This is a genomic window from Sphingomonas alpina (assembly GCF_014490665.1).
GTDB lineage: Bacteria > Pseudomonadota > Alphaproteobacteria > Sphingomonadales > Sphingomonadaceae > Sphingomonas > Sphingomonas alpina.
In genome coordinates this window covers 1,374,546-1,396,694 of sequence record NZ_CP061038.1, presented here as the reverse complement: position 1 = coordinate 1,396,694, position 22,149 = coordinate 1,374,546, and the positions used below count along the sequence as shown (strand labels likewise).

Below are 22,149 nucleotides of genomic sequence, written 5' to 3'. Positions count from 1 at the left end.
GGCACTATGACAAGGTCGATCGCCAGCGGATCCGCACTAGGCGACGGCCACCGGAACACGCGGCCGCAATCCGAGTATCTCCCTGGCCTCCGCCGGGGTAGCCATCTCATAGCCGAGCCCCTGGATCACCGATACCGCCCGCTCCACCAGTTGCGCGTTGGTCGCGAATTCACCCTTGCGCAGATAGATATTGTCCTCCAGCCCGACCCGGACATTGCCACCGAGCAGAGCCGCCTGCGCCGCCATCGGCATTTGCAATGACGCAATGCCGAACCCTGCCCAGACCGCGCCGTCGGGCAGCAGGTCACGCATATAGATCATCGTCTCCGGTGTGGCCGGCGCGCCCCATTTTACCCCCAGCACGAACTGGAACAAGGGCGGCGCGTCGAACACGCCTTCGCGGTGGAGCTGGTTGGCGAGCATGATGTCGCCCGCCTGAAACACTTCCAGTTCGGGCTTCACCCCCAGTTCCTGGAACCGGCGCGCCATCGCCCGCAGCGTGCGCGGCGTGTTGAGATAGACGAAATCCATGCCCCCATCGACCTGATTGGCGGTAGTGACATCCAGCGAGCAGATCTCCGGCAGACACGCCTCGATATGCGCGACGCGCTCGGCAACCGTGCCGACATCGGTGCCCGGCGCTGCCCGGCTCTCGTCCTCCGGATCGGGCAGGAAGAAGGCGGCATGACCACAGGTCAGGTTGATGATCACATCGACATCGCTGGCGCGGATCCGGTCGCAAATCTCGCGGTAGATCGCGACATCGCGCGTCTGCAGCCCGGTGTGCGGATCGCGCGCATGAATATGCACGATCGCCGCGCCAAGCCGCGCGACCCGGATCGCGTCGGCCGCAATATCCTCGGGCGTGACGGGATAGTTCAGGTGCGTGGGGTAATTCGGATTGATCTCATGCCCTCCGGTCAGGGCGCAGCTCAAAATGACTTTTCTCATCTTCACTCCAGGTCGAATTGAAATCCGTCGATCCATAGACATTATCACTGTAATAAGTATTATTGCAACTCGATCATCAGATTCGCTGCTGCCGAGGTGCGCCTTGCAAGACCCGTCCGTCGAAGACGCCTTTCGCTCCTGTCCGATCTCGAACAACACGCCCCCAGGGCGCGATCGGACAAAATCTCGCCCTTATGGCAAAGTCCGAACGGCAGCGCCGTGGTACACGCGCCGCCTCCCGATCAGCCCAGCTGGATGAGCGCCCCATGACCGATTCAGAAATCGTGATTCGCGCCGCCGGGCCGGCCGATATCGACGCGTTCATGCGGCTTGCGACTACCGTCGGCAAAGGCATGACCAATCTGCCCGCCGACAAGGCTGTGCTGCTCGCCAAGCTCGATGCCAGTGTGGCGCGGCTCGCCGATGGGCACGATGGTGTCGATCCGACGCCGATCTGGCTCGCGCTGGAAATCGACGGTACGGTGATGGGTGCTGCCGCGCTGTTCCCGTCGATCGGCAATGACTGGCCATTCTACAGCTACAAGCGCAGCAATTTGCGCAATCGCTCGCTCGCGCTCGAAAAGACCGTCACGGTCGAAACGCTCACCCTGAACAATGATCTTGGCGGGATGGCCGAGGTCGGCGGCCTGGTGGTGATGCCCCAGGCACGCGGTTCGGGCGCGGGGCGGCTGGCTGCACAAAGCCGCTATCTCTTCATGGCCGAACATCGCGACTGGTTCCCCAGGAGCGTGATGGCGGAGATGCGCGGCTATATCGATCCGCAGGGCCGTTCGCCGGTCTGGGAAGCACTTGGCCGCCCGTTCTACCAGATGGATTTCGAGGAGGCCGATCATTTCAGCGGGGTCGCCGGCAACCAGTTCATCGCCGAGCTGGGGCCGCGCCATTGCCTCTATGTCAGCATGTTGCCGGAGGATGCTCGTGCGGCACTCGGCCGTCCGCACGATGCAAGCCGCATCGCTTACGACATGCTGTTGAAGGAGGGGTTCCGCGACACCGGCTATTGCGACATTTTCGACGGCGGGCCGCAAGTGTTCAGCGAGATTGACGAGCTGCGGATCCTGCGCGGTGGCCGTCAGTCAATTGTCGGCGCGCTCGGGATCGACGGCGACCCCGTCGACAGCCTGTGCAGCGCCGGCCGCGGGGCCGCCTTTCGCGCCGTACGGGCGCCGGTCATACCAGGCGATGGGCGGCTGACTCTGTCGGAGCGCGACGCGATCGCGCTCCGGGTCGGTGCGGGCGACAGCGTGCGTCATGTCGCACTGTCCGACTGAGCAAGCCTTACGCGCCCTCGAAACCGCTGAAGAAGCTGACGACATTGTTGCCCAGCTCATCCACCGCATAGCCGCCCTCGAACACGATCAGGGTCGGCAGATCGATCCCCGCAACCCGCCGCCCCATCCGTGCGAAATCCTCGGTCTTGAACCGGAAATGCGACAAGGGATCGCCGGCGAAATTGTCCACGCCGAGCGACACCACCAGAGCCTCGGGCGCGAAACGGCGGACGATTCCTTCGGCCGCATCCATCGCTTCGTTCCACGCCGCCCACGCCGTGCCGCGCGGCAAGGGAAGATTGTGGTTGAAGCCATCGCCCGCACCTCGGCCCAGTTCGTCGCGATACCCCGCGAAATAGGGAAAATCGCTCGACGGATCGGCATGGATCGACACGTACAGCACGTCATCGCGATCGTAGAAAATCTGCTGCGTGCCGTTGCCGTGATGATAATCGACATCGAGGATCGCCACTCGTTCAGCGCCTTCGTCGCGCAGATATTGCGCGGCGATCGCCGCATTGTTGAGGAAGCAATAACCGCCATAACTGCTGCGTCCGGCATCATGACCGGGCGGGCGGCACAGGCTGAAGGCCGACCGCCCGCCGCCATCCTTCCCGGCAAGCCAGGCAGCCCCGGCAAGCGCAGTGTCGGCGCCGCGCGTCACCGCGGCCCAGCTTCCCGAGGTGATCGGGGTCATGACATCGAACGAATAATGCCCCAGCCGCCCGTCGAGCGATTCAGGCGGCGTCAGCGTCACCTCCGATCGTCCCGGCCAGCAGATCGGCAGCGCGTCGCCAGGGCGACCGAGCGCACGCCATTCGTCATGCGCGCCGCGCAGGAAATCGACAAAGGCCGTGTCGTGGACACGACACAGGATGCTTTCCGGAAAATGCCGCGGCGTCTCGATCGCGCCGATCGCCGCCGCTTCAAGTGCGGTCACGATATGGGTCGCGCGGCCGGCATGCTCGAACGGCGGACCGAGTTCCCCGCGGTTGAGTTCGACCAGCGGCGCGTGCAGCAATTGCTCTGGTGCGAAGAAGATTTTCACTGGACCTCTCCCTGTTCCGCTGCGGAGGACAGCGCGATATGGTCCGACCAGATCCGTCCTGCCGAAGGCACGACTTTGCGGTCGGGCCAGGTTTCCGGTACCCAGATCTTGGCGCGCATCACGGACCGTGCGCAATGCAGGAACGCTTCGCGCACTTCGATCACCAGGCCGGTCTTCGGCACCTTCCCGCCCTCTTCATGTTTGAGCAGCAATGACGGGTCGCAGGTGATGCGCGCTTCGCCATTGATGCGCAGGGTTTCGCGGACGCCGGGGATGAGGAACAACATGCCGATCGAGGGCGAATGAAAGACATTGATCAGGCTGTCGATGCGGTTGTTTCCGGGCTTGTCGGGCAACAGGAGATGGCGGTCGTCGAGGATCTCGACAAAGCCCGGCTGGTCGCCGCGCGGTGACGCGTCGCTATGGCCATCCCGGTCATGCGTCGCGAGCATGAAGAAGGGCGAAGCCGAGATGAAATTGCGGCAATGGACATCGAGATGATCGAGCACCTTGCGCAACGCGAGCGTGTCCGGTGCGCCATACAGGTCGCGCAATTGCTGTTCGCTCTGCACAAATGCGATGCTCACTATCCACCCCTTATGCGCTGGTCGTCATCCGGAAAACTCCGGGCCGGCCGGCATTATAAACATTACCATGACGATAAAAACAAGTGGATTGATCGTCTTTTTGATGGCATTCACATCGTGTCGATCGCCCATTTTCGGATTGCCGCATGACACCTTTGGCAACACTCCAGACCCCGGCTCTCTTGCTTGATGTGCAGCGCGTCGAACGCAACGCGGCGCGGATGCGTGCCGCGGTCACCGATCGCGGCGTGCTGTTGCGCACGCATGTGAAGACATCGAAATCGATCGACGTGGCGCGGCTGGTGATCGACCCGGAACGACCGGCGATCACGGTCTCCACGTTGCGCGAAGCGGAAATTTTCTTCGATCACGGCATGCACGATATCTTCTATGCGGTGGGCATTACGCCCAACAAGCTCGATCGCGCATTCGACCTGCGCGCGCGCGGTGCCGCACTGATGCTGGTGGTCGACACTGTCGATGCGGCGCACGCGGTGGCGAGCGCGGCACGGCGACACGGCGATGCCGTACCGGTGACGATCGAGATCGATTCCGATGGCCACCGCGCCGGTGTGCGTCCTGATCAGAAGGATGTTCTGCTGGCGATCGCAGCCGCGCTGGTCGAGGGTGCCAGGGTGGCCGGCGTGATGACTCATGCCGGCGGCAGCTATAACGCGCGGAGCGACGACGAACTGCGCCATTATGCGCGACTGGAGCGCGAGGGCGCGATCACGGCGGCAAACCATCTGCGCCAGGCAGGTTATGATATCGACACCGTCAGTATCGGATCGACCCCCACCGCCCTGTTCGCCGAGCATTTCAAGGGCATCACCGAGGTGCGCGCCGGCGTGTTCACCTTCTTCGATCTCGTCATGGCCGGAATCGGCGTGTGCGGGATCGACGAGATCGCGATCAGCGTGCTGTCCAGCGTCATCGCGGTTCAGCCGGACAAGGGACAGATCGTCATCGATGCGGGCTGGATGGCTTTGTCGCGCGACCGCGGCACGGCCGCCCAACCGGTGGATCAGGGCTATGGCCTGGTCTGCGATGCGGACGGTGTGCCGATACCCGATCTGATCGTGGCCGCCGCCAATCAGGAACATGGGCTTGTCCGCGTTCGCGACGACAGCCCATGCCCCCTCCCCGATCTGAAGATCGGCGACCTCATCCGCATTCTGCCGAACCATGCTTGCGCGACGGGCGCGCAGCATGATGCCTATCAAGTGTTCGATGTCGAGTGCCGCGCGGCAACCGCCGTCTGGCCCCGTTTTCATGGGTGGTGATATGGAAGACAAGCGACCGTTGCAGATCTATCCTGCCGAGGGCCCCGCGCCCGGCGGACATTATGCGCCGGCGACGATCAGCAACGGGCTGATCTTCGTTTCAGGCCAGTTGCCGGTCCGGGCCGGACCGGATCATGGCCTCGCCACCGCGCCGTTTGCGGCGCAAGCGCGCCAGGCGTTCGAAAATCTCCTGATCGTGCTCCGGGCGGCGCAGTCCGATGTCGACCATGTTGCGAAGGTCACCATCTATCTGGCCGGGATCGAGTTGTGGCCGGAATGCAATGCAATTTTCGCAGAAGTGTTCGGCGATGCGAGACCCGCACGCTCGATCGTGCCGGTTCCGGGCCTTCATTACGGCTATCGGATCGAGGTCGATGCCATCGCCGTGGCAATTTCCTGACCCATCGTCTACCGATCGGCGAATTAATGTTATTGCAGTAATAATAAAAATAGATAATTGTTGCGGCCGATCGGGGGTAGGAGGGACTGTGCAGGCGCCAAGCGTAAAAAGCGGACCGTCGCTTGCTCGCGCCATTGGCGGCGCAGGATTCTTCACCCTCGCCTTTGGCAGCATCGTCGGATCCGGCTGGGTCGTCGTCCTCGGCGAATGGATTGCCGCGGCCGGCCCCGGCGGTGCGCTGATCGGATTCCTCGCCGGCGGAGTGCTGATGGCGATGGTCGCGGCGGCCTATGCCGAACTGGTCGCCCGCCTGCCGCGCGCCGGATGCGAATGCACCTTCGCGCTGGAGGGGATCGGGCCACGCTGCGGTTTCATCACTGGCTGGTTCCTGTGCCTCTACATCGTCAGCTTTACCGCGTTCGAGGCGATCGCCTTGTCCTGGTTTCTGGAAATGCTGTTTCCGGCACTCGCCCAGGGACCGGTCCCGTATCGGCTGCTGGGTCATGACGTCTCGCTGTTCGCGTTGCTGCTCGGGGTCTGCGGCGCGGTACTGCTGGGGATCTTCAACAGTCTCGGCGCGCATCTGGCGGTCGGTCTGCAGCGACTGATCACCTTCGCTTTTATCGGCCTGTCGCTGCTGCTGATCCTGCTGGGGTTCTGGAAGGGTGATCCGCAAAACTGGCACCCCTTTTTCCTTGCGCCGGAAAAGGGCTCGCTCGGCACCGGTATATTCTGGGTCTTTGCAACCTCGACCTTGTTCCTCAGCGGATTTCAGTCCGCCGCCAATGCGATCGAGGAACGGTCTGTCGGGACGTCATTCAGGACGGTAGCTCGGGCAATGATCGGCGGCGTCGCGGGGGCAGCGGCCTTTTATTGCCTGATCATCCTCGCATCGACCGCGCTGGTCCCGTGGCGTGACCTGCTGTCCCAATCGCTGCCCGTCGCTGCTGCCTTTCAAAAGGCCCTGCCCAATGGCCTGGCTTCGAAAATCATTCTCATCGCGGCGATCATCTCGCTGGCCAAGACATGGAGCGCGCTGCATCTGAGCGCTTCGCGGCTGGTGCTTGCCCAGGCTCGCGCCGGCTTCCTGCCTGCGGCACTCGCCAAGGTCGATCCGGTTCATGGCGTGCCGCGCCGGGCGATCCTGTTCGTTGCGGCCTGCACCTGTCTCGGCGTTTGCCTCGGGCGCGGCGCGATCCTGCCGATCATCAACATGAGCACGATCTGCGTGACGCTGATCGTCGTGCTGTCGCTGATCGCCTTGCTGCGCGTGCGGCGCCGGCAGGGCGCCCGGCCCGGCTTTGTCCTGGCAGGCGGTACGCCGCTGGTCCTGGTGATCATGCTGGGCGCGGCAGTGGCGGCGGTGGTCGCGGTCGTCTCGCCGTTTCAGGCCGCCACGGGCGTGCCGCTCGAATTCCTGATGATGGGGGGATGGACCATTCTCGGCATATTGTTCTGGTTCGGCACGACGCGTCGGCATGCCTGACGAAAATCGCGCGGCAGGCGCCGCACCACGCACATTGTTCGGCCACCCGGCCGGACTGACGATACTCTTCTCGACTGAGGCGATGGCCTATTTCTCGGCCTTCGGAATGCAGGCGCTGCTGGTGCTCTACATGGTGCGCCAGCTCGACTTCACTCAACCGCAAGCCTCTTTCATTTACGGCCTCTACGTCGGCGCGGCCAATCTGACGCCCCTGCTCGGCGGTTTCATTGCCGATCGCTTTATCGGCAAGGGCCGCGCAATCACCCTCGGCGCATCGCTGATGGCGCTGGGTCATCTCGCCATGACCTGGGACAGCGGGCTCTATGCGGGGCTGACACTCGTCGCGCTGGGCAACGGCTTCTTCATCACTTCGCTGGCGAGCCAGATCGGCGACCTCTACGCTGCCGATGACCCGCGCCGCGAACGCGCCTATGTCATCTATTATCTCGGCATCAATCTGGGCAGCTTCGTTGCGCCTCTGGTCTGCGGCGCGCTCGCCCAGGCCTATGGCTGGCACTATGGCTTTGCCGCGGCGGCGGTCGCGATGGTGCTCGGCCTGGTGATCCATATCGCGTTCAAGCCGGCGCTCAGCGCTTCACTGGCCCATTCCGGCCGGTTTTCGGCGTCGTCATCCCCTGAAGCGCCGGCCGCATCCGACACCATCAAGCTGGCAGCCAAACTCCCCCTGCTTGCGGCGGTACTGGGCCTCGTGATCCTGTTCCGGCTTGGTTATGAACAGATCGGCAACACCATCGCATTGTGGATCGACGGCAATACCGATCGCATGCTGGGCGGGTTTCGCATCCCCGCACCCTGGTTCCAGTCGCTCAATCCACTGCTGATCTTCACCCTCACGCCTCTTCTGACCTGGTACTGGCGCCGGCGCGAAGATGCCGGGCGCCCGATCCCAACTCTGTCCAAGATGATGCTCGGCTGCGCCTTCTCCGCCCTCGCCTATCTGGCAATGATCGGCGGCGCATGGGAATGGGGCGTGCATGGACAGGCCGGCATGATGTGGCCGTTGGCATTCTTCCTGTTCATGACGCTGGCGGAGATCCATGTACTGCCGATCGGCCTGGCGCTGTTCGGCCGGCTCTCCCCGGCGCGGCATGCCTCGTTCATCATCGGCATCTGGTATTCGGCCAAGTTCGTGGCGAGCATCGCTGCCGGCGCCTTCGGCACCTTATGGACCGCGCTGACGCCGACAGCCTTTTTCGCCGTCAATATCGGCCTCGCGCTTGCGACCATGGCGCTGATGTACGGCGCGGGCCGGATGGGCTTGAATCGAGCGCTCGCCCGATAGGGTCCGCGCCGCCTAGCCGAGTTGCGCGCTCATCCGGAACCGGGCGCGGCTTGCTGCGGCGCGGTGCTTGGTTTCCTCGATCTCGCGCTCTTCGGTTGCGTCCAGCATGGCCTCGAGCAGGCGGTTGAAATGCTGGCGCATGGCGACACGCGCCGCTTGCGGGTCACGCCGCGCAAGCCCGTCGACGATCGCGGCATGCTCCGCCTGTCGTGCGGAGCCGTCATGGTGACACACCGACGCATGCGTGGTGCGCACCTCGGCGATCTCGGTACGCAGCCGCCACAGCGTCTCGATCACATGGATGATCGCCTTGTTGCCCGACGCAGCGGCAATGGTCAGGTGGAACAGGCGGTCGATCGCGGTAACCGCATCATCGTCGAGATTGTCCTGCGCCATCTGATCGAGCAGGTCGCCCAGGATCGCAAGATCGTCGTCCGAGATGATCGGCGCGGCGAGCGCCGCCGCCTCGGATTCGAACAACAGCCGCGCCTCGGTCAACTCAAAGGCGCTGACCATCGGCAGTTGCCCGGTGTCCTGCGTCACGGTGTCCGAAACATAGACACCGGAACCGGTCTTGATCCGGATCCGTCCGGTCGCCTGCAGCGCAATCTCCGCCTCGCGGATCGTGACGCGGCTGACGCCGAAGCGCTCGGACAGTTCGCGTTCGCCCGGCAAGCGGGACCCGGGCGGAAAGGCGCCCTTGTCGATCAAGGCGACGATCTGGTCCGCGATATTCTGAAAAAGACGACGATCTGCCATTGGCCTAACAATTCCTCCGCTTCTCGCCCGGATTGTCATACCACTTGGCCCGGACGACACAAGCCGTCCGGGCAAGAGCCGATCAGAAACGCACCCGGGCGCCGATGAAATATTTCGAGCCGTAATAATGATATTGCCGGCTGCTGCCATAAACCGGCATATCGGTGACCTTGGCATCGTTGAACACGTTGAGCGCCTCGACCCGCAGCGAGAGATTGCGGTTCACATTGTACGACATGCGCAGATTGACCAGGTTCGACGGACGCACGAAACGCAGCTGCGTATTGCCGCCGACAAAGTCCTGATAATAGCTCGACCGATAGGTGTAGACCGCCTCCAGCGACAGGCCCTTATATTGGTAATAGAGCTGGGCAGAACCGGTGTGCTTCGAAAAGCCCGACAGATTGGCGGCCGGGATGATGCCCGGCGTCACCACGCCGGTGGCGGGATCGATCACATTACCGAGGCGGATGTCGTAATTCTTGAAGTTCGAATTGGCGTAGTTGTAGCTGAGCTTCGCGCCGAGGCCGTCGAACGGTGCGGGCAGCCAGGAGAAGCGGTTGGTGAGCGTCAGTTCGAGACCATAGACGCGGCTCTTCTCATCGCTGTTCTGGCGCTGGGTAACCGGCACGCTGACATCCTGGCCGCCGATGTTGAACGTCTCATTGATCAGCACCGGCACGAACCCGCCGCCGAAGCTCTTGTAATAGAGCGTACCGGCGACGATCGTATCCTTGTTGGGATACCATTCGAGCGCGAGGTCGCCGTTCCACGACATGATCGGCTTGAGCGAGGGCGAGCCGTCGGCGACGATCTGGCCGATCGCGTCCTTGATGTCGGCAAAGGCGGTGCCGTCCTCCAGCGTAATCGTGCGGCCGGCGGCGAGGTCGCTCGGCGCCGGGCGCGACATCGCCCGATAGGCGGCGGCGCGCGCGACCACGGTTGGCGACAATTCGAAATTGGCGTTCACGCTCGGCAAGGCGCGGAAATAGCTGTTGGTCAACGTCTGCGTTGCGAAGTCGCCATTCTCGACCAGCCGGATCGTGCCGTCGGAATTGGTGATGACGTTCAGACCTGAACGCAACCCGATCGAGCGGAGGTCGGTCTGCACCACGCGAACGCCGAAATTCCCGCGGATCGGCGTATCGCCCAATTGGCTGTCATAGGTCCCCATCACATATCCGGACCAGACCTTCTCGGTCACATCGGCATTGTCGACCGCGCGGGTATCCGAACCGATGCCGGGATCCTCAGTGCCGAGATAGCCGCGAAACTGGCACAAGGTATCGAACGTCGCCCAGGACGTGATCGATTGATTGGGCGCATCATGCAGATACCCGGTCTGCGGAAATGGCGTGCGACATGCGAGATTGACGCGCTTGTCGACCGTGCGGTCGTCCTGCGTGATCTCGACGAGATTGTTGATGTTGACGTAGTGGCGACGCGAATAACGCCCGCCGATATCGATCCGCTTCAGGAAACCGTCGAACTCATACCCCGCGTCGAGCCGGGCGGCGAAGATCTTGTCCTGCTTATATTCGTCGTCGCGGCGCAGGCGGGCATCGTCGCTGAACAGCGACCAGTCATTGGCGTTGAAGCGCGGATCGAGGGTGATCTGCGTCGCGAAGCCGTTCCGCGCATCATAGGTATAGGGAATGCGCTGATTGTTGATCGGGGTGCGCACATTGTTGATATCGAATGGATCGGTCCGCAGCCGCACGCTGCGCTGGAGCGTGTCGCGCTTGGTCTGCGAATAGGACACATCGGTGCTGATGGTCAGCCGGTCGGTCGCCTTCCAGCTGATCGATCCGCCGCCGCCGAGATACTCCTCGTCGCGCGTCAGATAATTGCCGATCGCGTCGATCGATGACGTCCCGGTCGCATAGACCAGGCGATGCTGGTCGTCATATTGGACATTGCGCAGCGCATAGCGCGTCTCGGCCAGCGTCAGGTCGTGGCGATCCTCGCTATAATCGCGCTTCGAATATTGAAAATCGAGGTTGATATCGATTTTGGAATTCGGCTTCCATTGCAGTGAGCCCATGAATGCGTCGCGCTTGTCGGATTCGGTGATCTGGCGGAACGTGACCGAGCTCGGCGCGAGATAGAAAGGCGACCCCGCGCCTCCCTGTTGCCGGGTGATCTCGGCACAATTGCCGGTCGCATTGGTCAGCGGGTTGCAGGCATAATAGGTGCTGCCCGCGGCATAGGTTTCTTCCGGATTATTGACCTGATTGCGCTGCACGCCGAGCGCGATACCGAGCTCGCCCAGACTGCCCAGATCGAACTGATCGACATAGCTGGCGGTACCGCGCCAGCCCCACGCGCCCTGCCCGCGGATCTTGTCCTGATAAGGATTGTAATTGCCCTTCAGTTCGACCTGGATCGAACGCTTCTTGTAATCGAGCGGACGCAAGGTCTCGAGTTCGATCGTCCCGGCCACGCCGCCTTCGATCAGGTCGGCCTGTTGCGACTTGTAGATCTTGATGCCGCTGACCAGCTCGGACGGGAACTGGTTGAAATTCACCGCGCGGTCGCCGCTACCGTTCGACGCTTCGCGGCCGTTGAATGTGGTCGCGCTGAGGAACGAGCCCAGGCCGCGCAGCGAAATCTCGGTGGCGCCGCCCTTTTCCTGATGGCTGGTCGCGCCGGTGATGGTCTGGATCGCTTCGCCGATCGACAAAGCGGGCAAATCGCCGATCTCGGTCGAGTTGAGCGCATCGACGATCGCCATCTCCTGACGCTTCACCGCGATCGAGCTTTCGATCGTCTGGCGGATGCCGGTGACGACGATATCGGATTCGGACTCCTGCGCGGGCACCTCCTGAACGGCAGCATTGTCGTCGGATGGAGCCGCAACGGATCCAGCGACCGGTGTGCCGGGCACAGGTTGTGCGGCGACCGGGTCGGTCGTCTGTGCCGCAGCCACCGATGCGATCGTCAGGCACCACAGCGCAACGCCGCCGCCCAGTACGCGCGATCGCGACGTCAAAGCTGCCGGCTGCCGAAATCTGCCCATCATACCTCTCCCAAGGGTTTGTTCTTATCCGCCGATTGATCCGGTCGTGACGATCTGTCAAGGCAGATTGCTATACCAGTTTAGTAGTTCTTTCAACGCATATCGCATGACCAATATTAAAACGAGGGGATACCAGTGCGGCAGACCGGCTCCATCCTGTGCTTCGGCGAATTGCTGCTGCGGCTGAATCCGGTTGTCGCGACGCCGCTGGCACGGGCCGATATGCTGGCGCTTCATGCCGGTGGTGCCGAAGCCAATGTCGCCGCCGCTCTCGCCGCGCTCGGCCATGATGCGGCAATGGCGAGCATGACCGCGGCCAACGATCTGGGTGAAGCGGCCTGCCGCGCGCTGCGCGCCGCGGGCGTCGACCTGCGCTTCGTCGCGCGCGGCGCCGGGCGACAAGGTCTTTATTTTCTGACGCCGGGTGCATCGCTGCGGCCGGCGCAGATCCTCTACGATCGCGAGGAGAGCAGCTTCACCCGGCACGACTGGTCGTCCACCGACTGGCCGGCCCTGCTGGCGGGCCGTTCATGGCTGCACGTATCGGGCATCACCCCGGCGCTCGGGCCGGACCCCGCGGCGGCGACGCTGGCCGCGATGCGTGCAGCGCGTGCCGCCGGCGTCTCGGTTTCCTTCGACGCCAATTACCGCGAACGGCTATGGTCGCGGTGGAGCGCCGAGCCGCGCGATATCGTGATCGAACTGGCCGCCGAGGCCGACCTGTTCTTCGCCACGCACCGCGATATGTCGCTGCTGCTCGGCCGGCGCTTTCACGGCGACGGGCCCGCGCGCCGCCGCGAGGCCGCCGAAGCCGCGTTCGCCGCGCTGCCGCGACTGCGCTGGATGGCCTCGACCGCGCGCGAGGTCGAGGCGGTGGATCGCCATCGCCTCTCGGCCCGGATCGACACCCGCACCGAAAGCTGGACCACGGAAGAGGTCATGCTGACCGGCGTGGTCGACCGGATCGGCGGCGGCGACGCTTTTGCGGCGGGTGTGCTGCATGGCCTGATGCGCGGCGCCGGCGAAGCGGCGGCGATCCGCGACGGACTGGCGCTGGCATGCCTCAAGCACAGCGTGATCGGCGACATGGCACTATTCACGCGTGCCGATCTGGAAGAGTTCGGCAGCGGTGGACTCGATGTCCGGCGTTGAGCGGTTTCAGGCTGAGATTGTTGAAGTATTGTATTAAATCAATCTATCTAATTGATAATATACAATATTAATGGATTTCCTGCTTAGCACGACGTGTGCCGCGCGCTGGAGATATGGGACAAACCTGGTGTCCCATATCTCTTCCTCATCCAGCTCACCCTAAGGCACCAACTGGCTGCGTAGCGGCGGCACGACCTTGGCCAGCCCATTGGCGACCAGCCGGGAGAAGACGCGCGCGCCTGCGTCGCCGACATGGGTATAGTCGAACTTGCGGGCATATTGTCCGCGCGGCCCGTCGGCCGTCGTCGGCGCATCGGGCACGCGCGCCTCGGTGGCAGGACGTGGCCTCAGGGTCGTACCGGTCTTCGCCGCCGCCACTTCCTCGGGAATCGGATCGGTCATGGCGAGTTTCATCGCTTCGACCGGGCCGATCTGCTGCACCACCCGCGCACTGTCGGCGTTGAGGTCGATCAACGGAGTCGCGGTCGCCGTCGCCACCTTGCGCACCTGGTCGGACCACACATCCAGCGTGTTGAGTATCTTGCCGTCCTTGAAATCACGCCGCACCAGCGGGGTCAGCAGCACCGGAATGCCACCGGCGGCACGCACCTCCGCGACGTAGCGGGTCAGGTTGGCCGGGAATTCGCTGTCGATCATGGTCCAGCGTTCGGGCGCGGAGGACTGGTCGTTATGCCCGAACTGGATCAGCACATAGGTGGCGGCATAACCCGCCGCCTTGATCTCGTTCTGCACGATCGCCCAGGAACCCTCCTGCCGATAGCTGCGCGTCGAACGCCCGCCCCGCCCCATGTTGAGGCAGGCGACATTGGACTTCACATGCTCTGCGCAGAAGATCGATGCCCAGCCGCTGCCCACCGCCATGGTCGAATCCCCAACCAGGATCAGCTTGTACGCCTTGATGGGCGGCGCATCGGTGCGCGTCTTCGGCACTTCGCCGGCGACGCGCGGATGGGCCGGTTCGTCCTGTGCCAGCGCCGGGGTCGTCACCAGCGCCAGCGCGAAAAGCATGTGTCGCATCATCTTTGCTTCCTCAGGAGAAGAACAGGCCGCCATTGATGTCGAGATTGACGCCGGTGAGGAAGGCCGCATCCTCCGACAAAAGATAGGCGACCGCGGCGGCGACCTCGTCCGGGTGCCCTTCGCGGCGCAGCGGCGTGTTGCCGGCAACCGCGGCGCGCCCTTCCGGCTTGGAGAAAATGTCATGGAAGCTGGTGCCGATCAGACCGGGGCACAGTGCGTTGACGCGAATGCCCTGCGGTCCCAGTTCCTTCGCCCAGCCGCGCGTGATGGTCATCAGCGCACCCTTTGCCGCGGCATAGACCGATGCGCCCGGGCCGCCGCCGTCGCGCCCCGCCAGCGAGGCGAGATTGACGATCGCGCTGCCCCTGCCGAGATGTGGCAGCACCGCCTTGGTCACCAGGAAAGCGGAGCGAAAGTTCAGGCTCATGACCTGGTCGAAGAAGTCCGCGTCCATTTCGGCCAGCGTCTTGCGCGCGATCATGCCGCCCGCACAATTGACGAGGAAATCGATATGCGCGCCGAACGTGTCGGTGGTCGCCGCGACCAATGCCGCGACCTGGTTGGCATCGGTTACGTCGGCGCGCTGCAGCAGCGCAGTGCCGCCGACCGCAGTGATCGCATCGGCGGTCGCCTGAGCGGAGGCCTCGTCGCTGCGATAGTTGATCACCACCGTGGCGCCTTCGCTGGCCAGCCGCAGCGAAATCGATTTGCCGATGTCGCGTCCGCCGCCGGTGACGATCGCGATCTTGTTCTTGAATCTCATAATCCAGCCTCTTCGATGATGGGCGTTGAGGGCGACGCGACGGGCGCAGTGCGTCCGCCGAGCAGCCAGATGGCGAGGACCCCAAGCGGCACGATCGCCGCTGAGAGTGCGAAAATCGGGCCGTAGCCGTCGACCGTCATGACCGGCACGAGCCAGGTGGTGATCAGCGTGCCCGCGACCGCCGCCGTGCCGCCGATCCCGGCCAGCGAACCGACCGTGCCGCCGGCGAAATAGTCGCCCGGCAAGGTCTGGATATTGTTGATCGCGATCTGGAAACCGAACAGCACCACCGCGATCAGCAGCACCGCATAAAGCGGGGTCGCCGCCATCGCGGTCAGCAGCAGCGCGGGCAGCATGATCACGCCGCCGATCGTGATGATCGCCTGGCGCGCACGCAACGCCGACCAACCGCGCCGGATCAGCATCCCCGACGCCCAGCCGCCGAGCAGGCTGCCCAGCATCGCGCCGACGAACGGCACCCAGGCGAACAGCCCGATCTGCTTGACGTCGAAGCCGAACGTCTCGGCGAGATAGATCGGCAGCCAGGAGACGAACAGCCACCACACCGGATCGAGGAAGAAGCGGCTGACCAGGATCGCCCAGGTCTCGCGGTGGCGCAGCAATTGCCCCATGCCCGGCGCATAGCCGGCAATCGGTTGCAGCGGCCCCGCTTCACCCTCGCCCGCAATATGCGCGCGCTCCGCTTCGCTCAGCCAGGGATGCGCACCGGGCTCGCCGCGATAGAGGAACAGCCACGGCACCAGCCACAATATGCCGAGCACGCCGATCAGCAGGAAAGTCGCGCGCCAGCCGATCGCTTCGTACAGCAACGCCACCAGCGGGGCGGAGATGATCGCGCCGATCGCGGCGCCTGAATTGAAGATGCCCTGCGCCAGCGCGCGCTCGGCCGGCGGAAACCAGGCCGCATTGGCCTTGACCGCGCCGGGCCAGTTGCCCGCCTCGCTCAGCCCCAGCGTCACGCGCAGGAAACCGAGCAACCCGAGCGAGCGGACCAGCGCATGCGCGGCGATCGACACCGACCAGAAGAAGATCGAGGCGACGAACCCCATGCGCGTGCCGATCACGTCAAGCACGCGCCCGAACAGCGACTGGCCGACCGCATAGGCGACCATGAACGCGGTCACGAGCAGCGCATAATCGGCCTTGTCCGCGCCGATATCCTTCGACACCGCCGGCCACATCACCGCCAGCGCATTGCGGTCGATATAGTTGATCACCGTCGCCAGCCCGATCAGGCCGATGATGAACCAGCGCAGGCCTCTTATTTTACCGGCCATCACTTCGCGCCCACTGCGTCGATACGAGCGATATGCCCGGTCCAGCGGATCGTGCGGCCATCGACCTGCGCGGTGTGTTGCTTGCCCGTCGCGACATCGTCTGCGACCGCGACGATCACCGGCGCGCCCTTCACCGGCTCGATCACGATCACGTCGCCATCTGCAGTGCGAACATGGCGCAGCGACTTGATCTGGCTGGCGCTGGCGACTGTCGTTTCCGCCGCCGCGTCATAGGATCCGTGCGGCTCGAGCAGCGAGACGAACACCGTGTCCTTCGCCCCCGTCACGCGCTGGATCAGCATGGGCTCGCGACGCAGGTTGAAGCGCGGATCGTTGGCGCCGCTCTCGCCCAGGATCACCGTACTGCCGGCCGGCGGGAGCATGCGATAGGTGTAGAAACGACCGCCATTGATCCAGGTCAGCGTCGCGTTATCGGCGGTTGGCGTACCGGTCGCATCGACCCAGATATGCTGATAACCATTGGCCGTGCCCAGCACCGGCCGCGCCGCGACGTTCGACTGCAGCGGGAAACCGACATCGGTGATGTGCCCCGCATAATGCAGCGGGAGGTCGTAGGTCGCTGGTGCGCCACCGGTGACGCGCAGCAGGTCGAGCACGACCGGACTGCCCTTGCCCAATGGCAATTGCGCCAGCGTGCGGCGGAAGGTGACTCCGGGCCAGGCGCCGGCCATTTCGGCGGTGCTCGCCTTCAGCGCGTCATCGCCGGAGAAGAACAGCTGCTTCGGCGCCAGATCTTCGCCGACCTTCCACTTGCCGCCGAAGTTCGACGTCTCGTTCACCACCAGCGTGTTGTGCGCGACCGTCTGCTTCGCCCAGCTCTCATTTTCCTTGAGGTAGCGGCCGCCGTCCTTGCTCTCGATGTTGAGGAAGCGGGCCGAGCCGTAGTCGGTCACGATCGCGTTGCCGCCATCGTAGAGGATCCAGCCCAGTTTATCGAAATGACCATGCCCCATGCCCATCGCGCTGTTCTTGGCGACCAGTACTTCGGCATCGTCCTCGGCGCTCGAGCGCAGCACGGCCAGAGCGCCCTGATCGCCGTTCGGCCCGTCGCGAAACAGTTGCGAGGCATAGGCAAAGGGCTGCGCCTTGCCCGCGGCGAGATCGCGCGCGACGGCGAGCCCGGCCGGCGTCAGGATCGTGCGCCCCTGCCATTTCGCGATCGACAGGAAGCTCGGGTCGCGGGTCGCCGCATAGCCGATCGCCACCGCCTGATAGAGTTCGTCGGTCTTCAGGCTCTTGTCGGGCATCGCGTCGTTGAGCGGGAAGAAATAGCCGTCATAGGTCAGCTGGATCGTGCTGCGGATCGCCTTGGGCAGCACGCCGCCATGCCGTTCCCAGATCTTCAGTTCGGGCTGATTAGCCTGGATCGCATCGGCGAACACCACGAACGGCTGCAGCGCATAACGCTGATAATAGGGCCCTTCGGTGTAATAGCCGTCGGGCGAGAAGAGCTGATCGACCTGCGCCAGGAACCCGGCCTTGCCGCTCTTGTCGGTACCCTTCAGCGCGCGCGCGACCAGTTCGGGATCGTGCAGGACATAACCGGTCATGCCCACGCCGGCCGCCGCCCAGGTCGCGTGGTTGTGAATCAGGTTGAACGTCTTGGCATTCCCGACCGACAGGAACTCGGCCATCTTTCGGAACACATTGGTGTCGATCGTCTCGCGGTCGGCGGGGCTCAGCGTGTCGCGGATCGCGTCGTAACCCTGCACGCCATAGACCAGCCAGACGCTGTCGTTCAGGCTCTGCCAGAACAGCCGTCCCGCCGCTTCGTTCGCCTTGGCCGGATGCGGCCCAAGCGTCGGATAAAGCCTGGCATACTCAAGCAACATGGTGCGCGCGAAATCGGCATAGGCCTTGTTGCCGGTGATGCGGTACAACAGCCCCGCACCATAGAGCGCCATATAGTTGCGCTTATGCTGCTCATGCGTGAACCCGCCGCCCGGATCTTTCGGCACCGGCACGACGATCCCGGCGCGCATCGCCTTGTCGACCGACTTCTTGGTCCGTTCGAACTCTGCCGCGAACAACGGATAGCGTTTGGCGTCCGCCGCCATGGTCTTCAGGCCGGCGGAATCGAACAGCACCGGCGCGGTTTGTGCGCTGGCGAGGCCCGGCGTCAGCGTCGCCAGAGCGAAGCCCAGCGCCCAGAGGGAAATACGCATTACAGGCCCTTCTCGTTATCGGCGATCACGGCCCGGGGCGGGCCCTTATAGGCCAGTTCGACCACGGTCGGCGGCGGCGTACGGTCGAGTGCATTGCCGCGGATCAGGGTGTGCGGCGACCCGACACTGTGCGTGACCTGGATGCCGCTGCTGCTCTGGAAACGATTACCGGTGATGGCGGCTTCCTGGACGCCCGACAGCTTGATCGCACCGCTGCCGGTAATGGTCGACCCGGACAAAGCGAAGCGCGGGCCGAAGGTGCTTTCATCGCTGCCGCCGCGCAGCACATCGGCGACCGTGCCGACCTTGTCGAACTGCGATCCGGCGATCGAGACCTGTTCGGCACCGTACCAACCTTGCTTGCCGGTCTCCGCCGCCAGCGCCAGCACTACACCGGAGACACCGGTGAACGCCGTGTCGCGGATCGAGATATCGCCGGCGAGCGTCGCGGGCGTCGTCGCCAGCACATCGAAACCCGGCGCACCGTCGAGATGCTCGAAGCGCGTGCCGATGATGGCCAAACGGTAATTGCTCAGCATCGGCGTCGCGCTGCTCCGGATCACCGCATTGCCCGATTGTGGCGGCGCTCCGGCGCCGTCGATCACCACGCCATCGAGCGCGAGGCTGCCACCTTCCTCGATCTGGAACAGGGTCGCCGCCGCCATGCGCAGGGTCGCACGGCCCCGTTCTGCCGCACGAAACGTCAGCGGCGATCGTAGGGCCAGCGGCTCGGTCACCGGATAGCTTCCATCCGCCAGTTCGAACACGCTCCCCGGGGCGGCGGTACCGATCTGCGCGGATAGCGATTGCGCAGGCGTCACACGGACAATTGGGCCCGCACTGAACGCTATCTCTCGCGATGCGGGCTTCGCATACCAGGCGACGCCGACCTGCTCGCGCGTGATCGGAACGAGGTCGCGCCGTACGCCCAGCGCCGCCAGCTTGGGATCGACCGGATAGAGCAATCCGTTCTTCGCGCGCGCCAGCTGCACGGTGCGCCGAGCCAGGCCGGCCGCCTCCACGCCTTTGGCATCCAGCACATTGTCGGTGAACTGAACGCCGGCAATATCGGCCTCGATGCGCAGCGGATCCTGCCCGCCCGCGCCGGTGATGAGATTGTCGGCGATCCGCGTGTCGCGCGGCGCCTGCGATCGCTCCGCATCCGCGCCGGCGCCGATCGTCACGCGCGCCACATCGATCAGGCTGTTATGCTCGATCGCCGCCTGGCGCACCGGCATGTAGCGGTTCACCGGCGAGTTGGGCACGCCGTTCATCACCGCGATCGCGCTGGTGAAGTCGATGCCGGCCAGCCCTTCCATGTAATTGTTGCGGATCGTCTGGCGCTCGTTAATCACGCGGATGCCACCGCTATGCGCCACGCCCTGGCCGAGAAAGACATTGTCCTCGACGATATTGCCGCTGCCATGGCGCAGCACGACCGACCCTTGCGACTTCAGGAAGAGATTGCGGCGGACGACATTGCCGCCCGATTTGACCGAGACGATCTCGACCTCTCCATCGCACTGCTCGAACAGATTATCCTCGACGATGGTGTGGGAGTCGCTGGCGGATTCGGTGCTGGTGCCGATGCGGATCGTTTCGCCGCCATTGGAGCCGAGCGGTGGGCGCGGGCCGAAATAGACATGGTCGATGCGCACGCGATTATCGAGCGGCATGCCTTTCTGCCGTACCACGACCATCATCGCACCGGCATTCTGCTTGCCCTCGAAATGCGAATGATCGACGCGATTGTCGCTGCCATAAATCGCGACCCAATGATCCTCGCGCCGGCGATCGGGATTGTTGAACCGGTCGATGACGATCCCGGTGACGCGGCTCTGCTCCGCCCAATGTTTCGAATCCGTGCGGAACGCGATCACCTCGTCGCCCGGCGCATGGCCATCGCGGAACACCAGGTTCGACGCGACGAGATGGCGGCCGGCAAGCTTCAGGCTGGACCGCCCGGTGAGGATGACTCGCCCGGGATGCTGTGCGGTCAATGTGATCGGCCGGCCCGCCTCTCCTTCCCCGGAAAATGTAAGGGCTGCATCGCGCCACTCGCCATCAGCCAGGATAATGGTGTCGCCAGGCTGCAGGTGCGCCACTGCATCGCGATATTCCGGCTGATCGCGGACCAGCACCTCGCGTGCGAACGCCGGGAACGTCCCCGCCAGCATTGTCGCAGCGGCTGTGATCGCAAAAGCGCGCAAACCCGATTCCTCGCCTGACATGACCTGTTACCAAGCCAGCTTATTTGGACTAGCACTTCTATGCCGATGACTGGCGCAGATGTCTATACCAGATTGCATGACAATGTGTTCATGTGACCGGGCGGGCTGAGCTGACCTTCGAGCCCGCGGGATCGGATGATAGTGCGACCGATCCGCGGCGAGCGAAATCGATCGCCTCGCCTTCTTTCAACGTTGTTGCTCAAAAAGCCCTGGATTATCCCGAACAGGCCCCGCTTTGCCCGCTATGCGCCGGCCCGGTTCTCCGCCCGCCATGCGCGCAGGCCGCGTAACGCCGCACCGTGCATCGATCGACCGATCTCCACCACGCGGTCGCGCCATAGCGGATCGGCGGGGTCATAAGCGGCGCGCAACCTGGCCCGCAGGGTAGCGCACAGATCAACGCTCTTCGGCTCAAGCCCCAGGCGCAGCCACCGGTCGATCATCACCGCTTCGAATGCTTCGAAGTTGGAGACGGTGCCGATCTCGATCGGTGCGCCGACAATGTCGATATGCGGCGCCAACCGGCGCAGTCCGGGCAGCAACAGGCCGGACCAGTCCGGCGTTTCACCCGACTCGAAGGCCTGATCCTCGCCTTGCAGCCCCTGCCCGGCCCACCAGCGCGCCATCCGATCCCGCGCGGCCGTGCCGGGTGCATCGAGCGCGACGACCAGCGGCCCGCCATAGTCGCCAAACCCGGTATGCCATTCCAGATAGGCCATGCGCCGGCAGGCGGTAAGTTCGGTATCGACGATGCGCTTGAACACATGCTGCGATGGCGACGGGCCAACGCCGCCAAAGCCGACGCCATCCGGATGGCTGTGCTGCCCCCCGGTAAAAGCCGTCAACGCCGCCGCCGCGCCCAGTTCGGCTGTGAGTGACTGGAACAGCGCACCCACCCGGCCGAGCAGGCCCTCATCCCACTGGTCGGGGCAGACCGTGTCGTGGATCCGCGCATAATCGGGATTGAGCCGCAGCGGCACATCGAAATCGCCAAAGTTGCGGGAGAGATCGACATTGTCGGCATCGACGCGGTGGCCATGCGAAAAGCCCCAGGGGTTGAGCGCATGGATCATCACCATGTTGCAATCCTCGCCCAGATCGCGCGGGTCGAATTCGGCGGCAAAGGCGCGCTGCGCCGCGGATCCGGCATGGCCTTCCGCACCGTGAACGCCGGAGATCGACAGCAAGCTATGCGATGCATGGGCCGGCCCGATCACCGCCCAGTCGATCGTCAGCGCTTCACCCTGGACGCCGATCCCGGGAATAACCGCGGACTCGAGCCGGCCGCCCAGCGCCGTCATCGCGGCTCGGAATGCGCTCCGCGCTTCTTCATAGCTCTCGACGAACATG

General features: G+C 64.1%; 17 protein-coding genes. 6 read left to right on the top strand and 11 right to left on the bottom strand.

Going from position 1 to position 22,149, the window contains the following annotated elements; translation table 11 throughout:
• Nucleotides 1-36: 36 nt before the first annotated feature.
• On the bottom strand, nucleotides 37-951 hold the full coding sequence (locus tag H3Z74_RS06410) for a beta-keto acid cleavage family enzyme (protein WP_187763106.1): 915 nt from the start codon (nucleotides 949-951) through the stop codon (nucleotides 37-39).
• Between the two features lie 266 nt (nucleotides 952-1,217).
• Between H3Z74_RS06410 and H3Z74_RS06405 the strand changes: the two genes are divergently transcribed.
• Nucleotides 1,218-2,243 carry an arginine N-succinyltransferase gene (locus tag H3Z74_RS06405; RefSeq protein ID WP_187763105.1) on the top strand — a complete coding sequence of 342 codons (1,026 nt, stop codon included), beginning with the start codon at nucleotides 1,218-1,220 and terminating at the stop codon, nucleotides 2,241-2,243.
• 7 nt (nucleotides 2,244-2,250) lie between these two features.
• Here the strand turns inward: H3Z74_RS06405 and H3Z74_RS06400 are convergent, their stop codons facing one another.
• Together H3Z74_RS06400 and H3Z74_RS06395 are read right to left on the bottom strand one after the other, a co-directional pair.
• Nucleotides 2,251-3,291 carry a histone deacetylase family protein gene (locus H3Z74_RS06400; protein WP_187763104.1) on the bottom strand — a complete coding sequence of 347 codons (1,041 nt, stop codon included), beginning with the start codon at nucleotides 3,289-3,291 and terminating at the stop codon, nucleotides 2,251-2,253.
• Nucleotides 3,288-3,878, bottom strand: a complete 591-nt coding sequence (locus tag H3Z74_RS06395) for an MSMEG_1061 family FMN-dependent PPOX-type flavoprotein (RefSeq protein ID WP_229726928.1) — start codon at nucleotides 3,876-3,878, stop codon at nucleotides 3,288-3,290. The genes H3Z74_RS06400 and H3Z74_RS06395 overlap by 4 nt, the downstream gene beginning before the upstream one ends.
• 146 nt (nucleotides 3,879-4,024) lie before the next feature.
• Between H3Z74_RS06395 and H3Z74_RS06390 the strand changes: the two genes are divergently transcribed.
• From H3Z74_RS06390 to H3Z74_RS06375, 4 genes are all read left to right on the top strand, one after another.
• Nucleotides 4,025-5,161, top strand: coding sequence for an alanine racemase (locus H3Z74_RS06390; RefSeq protein ID WP_187763103.1), 1,137 nt, complete (start codon nucleotides 4,025-4,027; stop codon nucleotides 5,159-5,161).
• A gap of 1 nt (nucleotide 5,162) precedes the next feature.
• Nucleotides 5,163-5,561, top strand: coding sequence for a RidA family protein (locus tag H3Z74_RS06385; RefSeq protein WP_187763102.1), 399 nt, complete (start codon nucleotides 5,163-5,165; stop codon nucleotides 5,559-5,561).
• An 88-nt stretch (nucleotides 5,562-5,649) separates the two neighbouring features.
• Complete coding sequence (locus H3Z74_RS06380; RefSeq protein ID WP_187763101.1) at nucleotides 5,650-7,047, top strand: APC family permease; 1,398 nt, start codon at nucleotides 5,650-5,652, stop codon at nucleotides 7,045-7,047.
• Nucleotides 7,040-8,350, top strand: a complete 1,311-nt coding sequence (locus tag H3Z74_RS06375) for a peptide MFS transporter (protein WP_187763100.1) — start codon at nucleotides 7,040-7,042, stop codon at nucleotides 8,348-8,350. The genes H3Z74_RS06380 and H3Z74_RS06375 overlap by 8 nt, the downstream gene beginning before the upstream one ends.
• 12 nt (nucleotides 8,351-8,362) lie before the next feature.
• Here the strand turns inward: H3Z74_RS06375 and H3Z74_RS06370 are convergent, their stop codons facing one another.
• Both H3Z74_RS06370 and H3Z74_RS06365 read right to left on the bottom strand, forming a co-directional pair.
• Entirely contained in the window at nucleotides 8,363-9,109 is a 747-nt protein-coding gene (locus H3Z74_RS06370; RefSeq protein ID WP_187763099.1) for a FadR/GntR family transcriptional regulator, read from the bottom strand.
• Between the two features lie 82 nt (nucleotides 9,110-9,191).
• Nucleotides 9,192-12,128, bottom strand: coding sequence for a TonB-dependent receptor (locus H3Z74_RS06365; RefSeq protein WP_187763098.1), 2,937 nt, complete (start codon nucleotides 12,126-12,128; stop codon nucleotides 9,192-9,194).
• Between the two features lie 135 nt (nucleotides 12,129-12,263).
• On the opposite strand from H3Z74_RS06365, the gene H3Z74_RS06360 reads away from it, so the two are divergent.
• On the top strand, nucleotides 12,264-13,280 hold the full coding sequence (locus H3Z74_RS06360; RefSeq protein WP_187763097.1) for a sugar kinase: 1,017 nt from the start codon (nucleotides 12,264-12,266) through the stop codon (nucleotides 13,278-13,280).
• A 159-nt stretch (nucleotides 13,281-13,439) separates the two neighbouring features.
• Here H3Z74_RS06360 and H3Z74_RS06355 read toward each other — a convergent pair whose 3' ends face one another.
• The 6 genes from H3Z74_RS06355 to H3Z74_RS06330 form a co-directional block, all read right to left on the bottom strand.
• The gene (locus tag H3Z74_RS06355; protein WP_187763096.1) at nucleotides 13,440-14,318 is read right to left on the bottom strand and encodes a rhamnogalacturonan acetylesterase; all 879 of its coding nucleotides are present in this window, start codon (nucleotides 14,316-14,318) and stop codon (nucleotides 13,440-13,442) included.
• A 13-nt stretch (nucleotides 14,319-14,331) separates the two neighbouring features.
• Nucleotides 14,332-15,084: an SDR family NAD(P)-dependent oxidoreductase gene (locus H3Z74_RS06350; protein WP_187763095.1), complete on the bottom strand. Its 753-nt coding sequence runs from the start codon at nucleotides 15,082-15,084 to the stop codon at nucleotides 14,332-14,334.
• Nucleotides 15,081-16,382: an MFS transporter gene (locus H3Z74_RS06345; protein ID WP_187763094.1), complete on the bottom strand. Its 1,302-nt coding sequence runs from the start codon at nucleotides 16,380-16,382 to the stop codon at nucleotides 15,081-15,083. The genes H3Z74_RS06350 and H3Z74_RS06345 overlap by 4 nt, the downstream gene beginning before the upstream one ends.
• Nucleotides 16,382-18,568: an alginate lyase family protein gene (locus tag H3Z74_RS06340; RefSeq protein WP_187763093.1), complete on the bottom strand. Its 2,187-nt coding sequence runs from the start codon at nucleotides 18,566-18,568 to the stop codon at nucleotides 16,382-16,384. The genes H3Z74_RS06345 and H3Z74_RS06340 overlap by 1 nt, the downstream gene beginning before the upstream one ends.
• Entirely contained in the window at nucleotides 18,568-20,745 is a 2,178-nt protein-coding gene (locus tag H3Z74_RS06335) for a polysaccharide lyase 6 family protein (protein ID WP_187763092.1), read from the bottom strand. Before H3Z74_RS06335 ends, H3Z74_RS06340 begins: the two co-directional genes overlap by 1 nt.
• Nucleotides 20,746-21,041: 296 nt before the next feature.
• Nucleotides 21,042-22,148: a DUF2817 domain-containing protein gene (locus H3Z74_RS06330; RefSeq protein WP_187763091.1), complete on the bottom strand. Its 1,107-nt coding sequence runs from the start codon at nucleotides 22,146-22,148 to the stop codon at nucleotides 21,042-21,044.
• Between the last annotated feature and the right edge of the window lies 1 nt (nucleotide 22,149).

Coding starts and splice junctions, on each gene's coding strand:
- H3Z74_RS06335 (WP_187763092.1), bottom strand. CDS start 20,745: ATGCTGGCGGGGACGTTCCCGGCGTTCGCACGCGAGGTGCTGGTCCGC.
- H3Z74_RS06355 (WP_187763096.1), bottom strand. CDS start 14,318: ATGCGACACATGCTTTTCGCGCTGGCGCTGGTGACGACCCCGGCGCTG.
- H3Z74_RS06340 (WP_187763093.1), bottom strand. CDS start 18,568: ATGCGTATTTCCCTCTGGGCGCTGGGCTTCGCTCTGGCGACGCTGACG.
- H3Z74_RS06390 (WP_187763103.1), top strand. CDS start 4,025: ATGACACCTTTGGCAACACTCCAGACCCCGGCTCTCTTGCTTGATGTG.
- H3Z74_RS06345 (WP_187763094.1), bottom strand. CDS start 16,382: ATGGCCGGTAAAATAAGAGGCCTGCGCTGGTTCATCATCGGCCTGATC.
- H3Z74_RS06385 (WP_187763102.1), top strand. CDS start 5,163: ATGGAAGACAAGCGACCGTTGCAGATCTATCCTGCCGAGGGCCCCGCG.
- H3Z74_RS06375 (WP_187763100.1), top strand. CDS start 7,040: ATGCCTGACGAAAATCGCGCGGCAGGCGCCGCACCACGCACATTGTTC.
- H3Z74_RS06370 (WP_187763099.1), bottom strand. CDS start 9,109: ATGGCAGATCGTCGTCTTTTTCAGAATATCGCGGACCAGATCGTCGCC.
- H3Z74_RS06330 (WP_187763091.1), bottom strand. CDS start 22,148: ATGTTCGTCGAGAGCTATGAAGAAGCGCGGAGCGCATTCCGAGCCGCG.
- H3Z74_RS06410 (WP_187763106.1), bottom strand. CDS start 951: ATGAGAAAAGTCATTTTGAGCTGCGCCCTGACCGGAGGGCATGAGATC.
- H3Z74_RS06365 (WP_187763098.1), bottom strand. CDS start 12,128: ATGGGCAGATTTCGGCAGCCGGCAGCTTTGACGTCGCGATCGCGCGTA.
- H3Z74_RS06405 (WP_187763105.1), top strand. CDS start 1,218: ATGACCGATTCAGAAATCGTGATTCGCGCCGCCGGGCCGGCCGATATC.
- H3Z74_RS06350 (WP_187763095.1), bottom strand. CDS start 15,084: ATGAGATTCAAGAACAAGATCGCGATCGTCACCGGCGGCGGACGCGAC.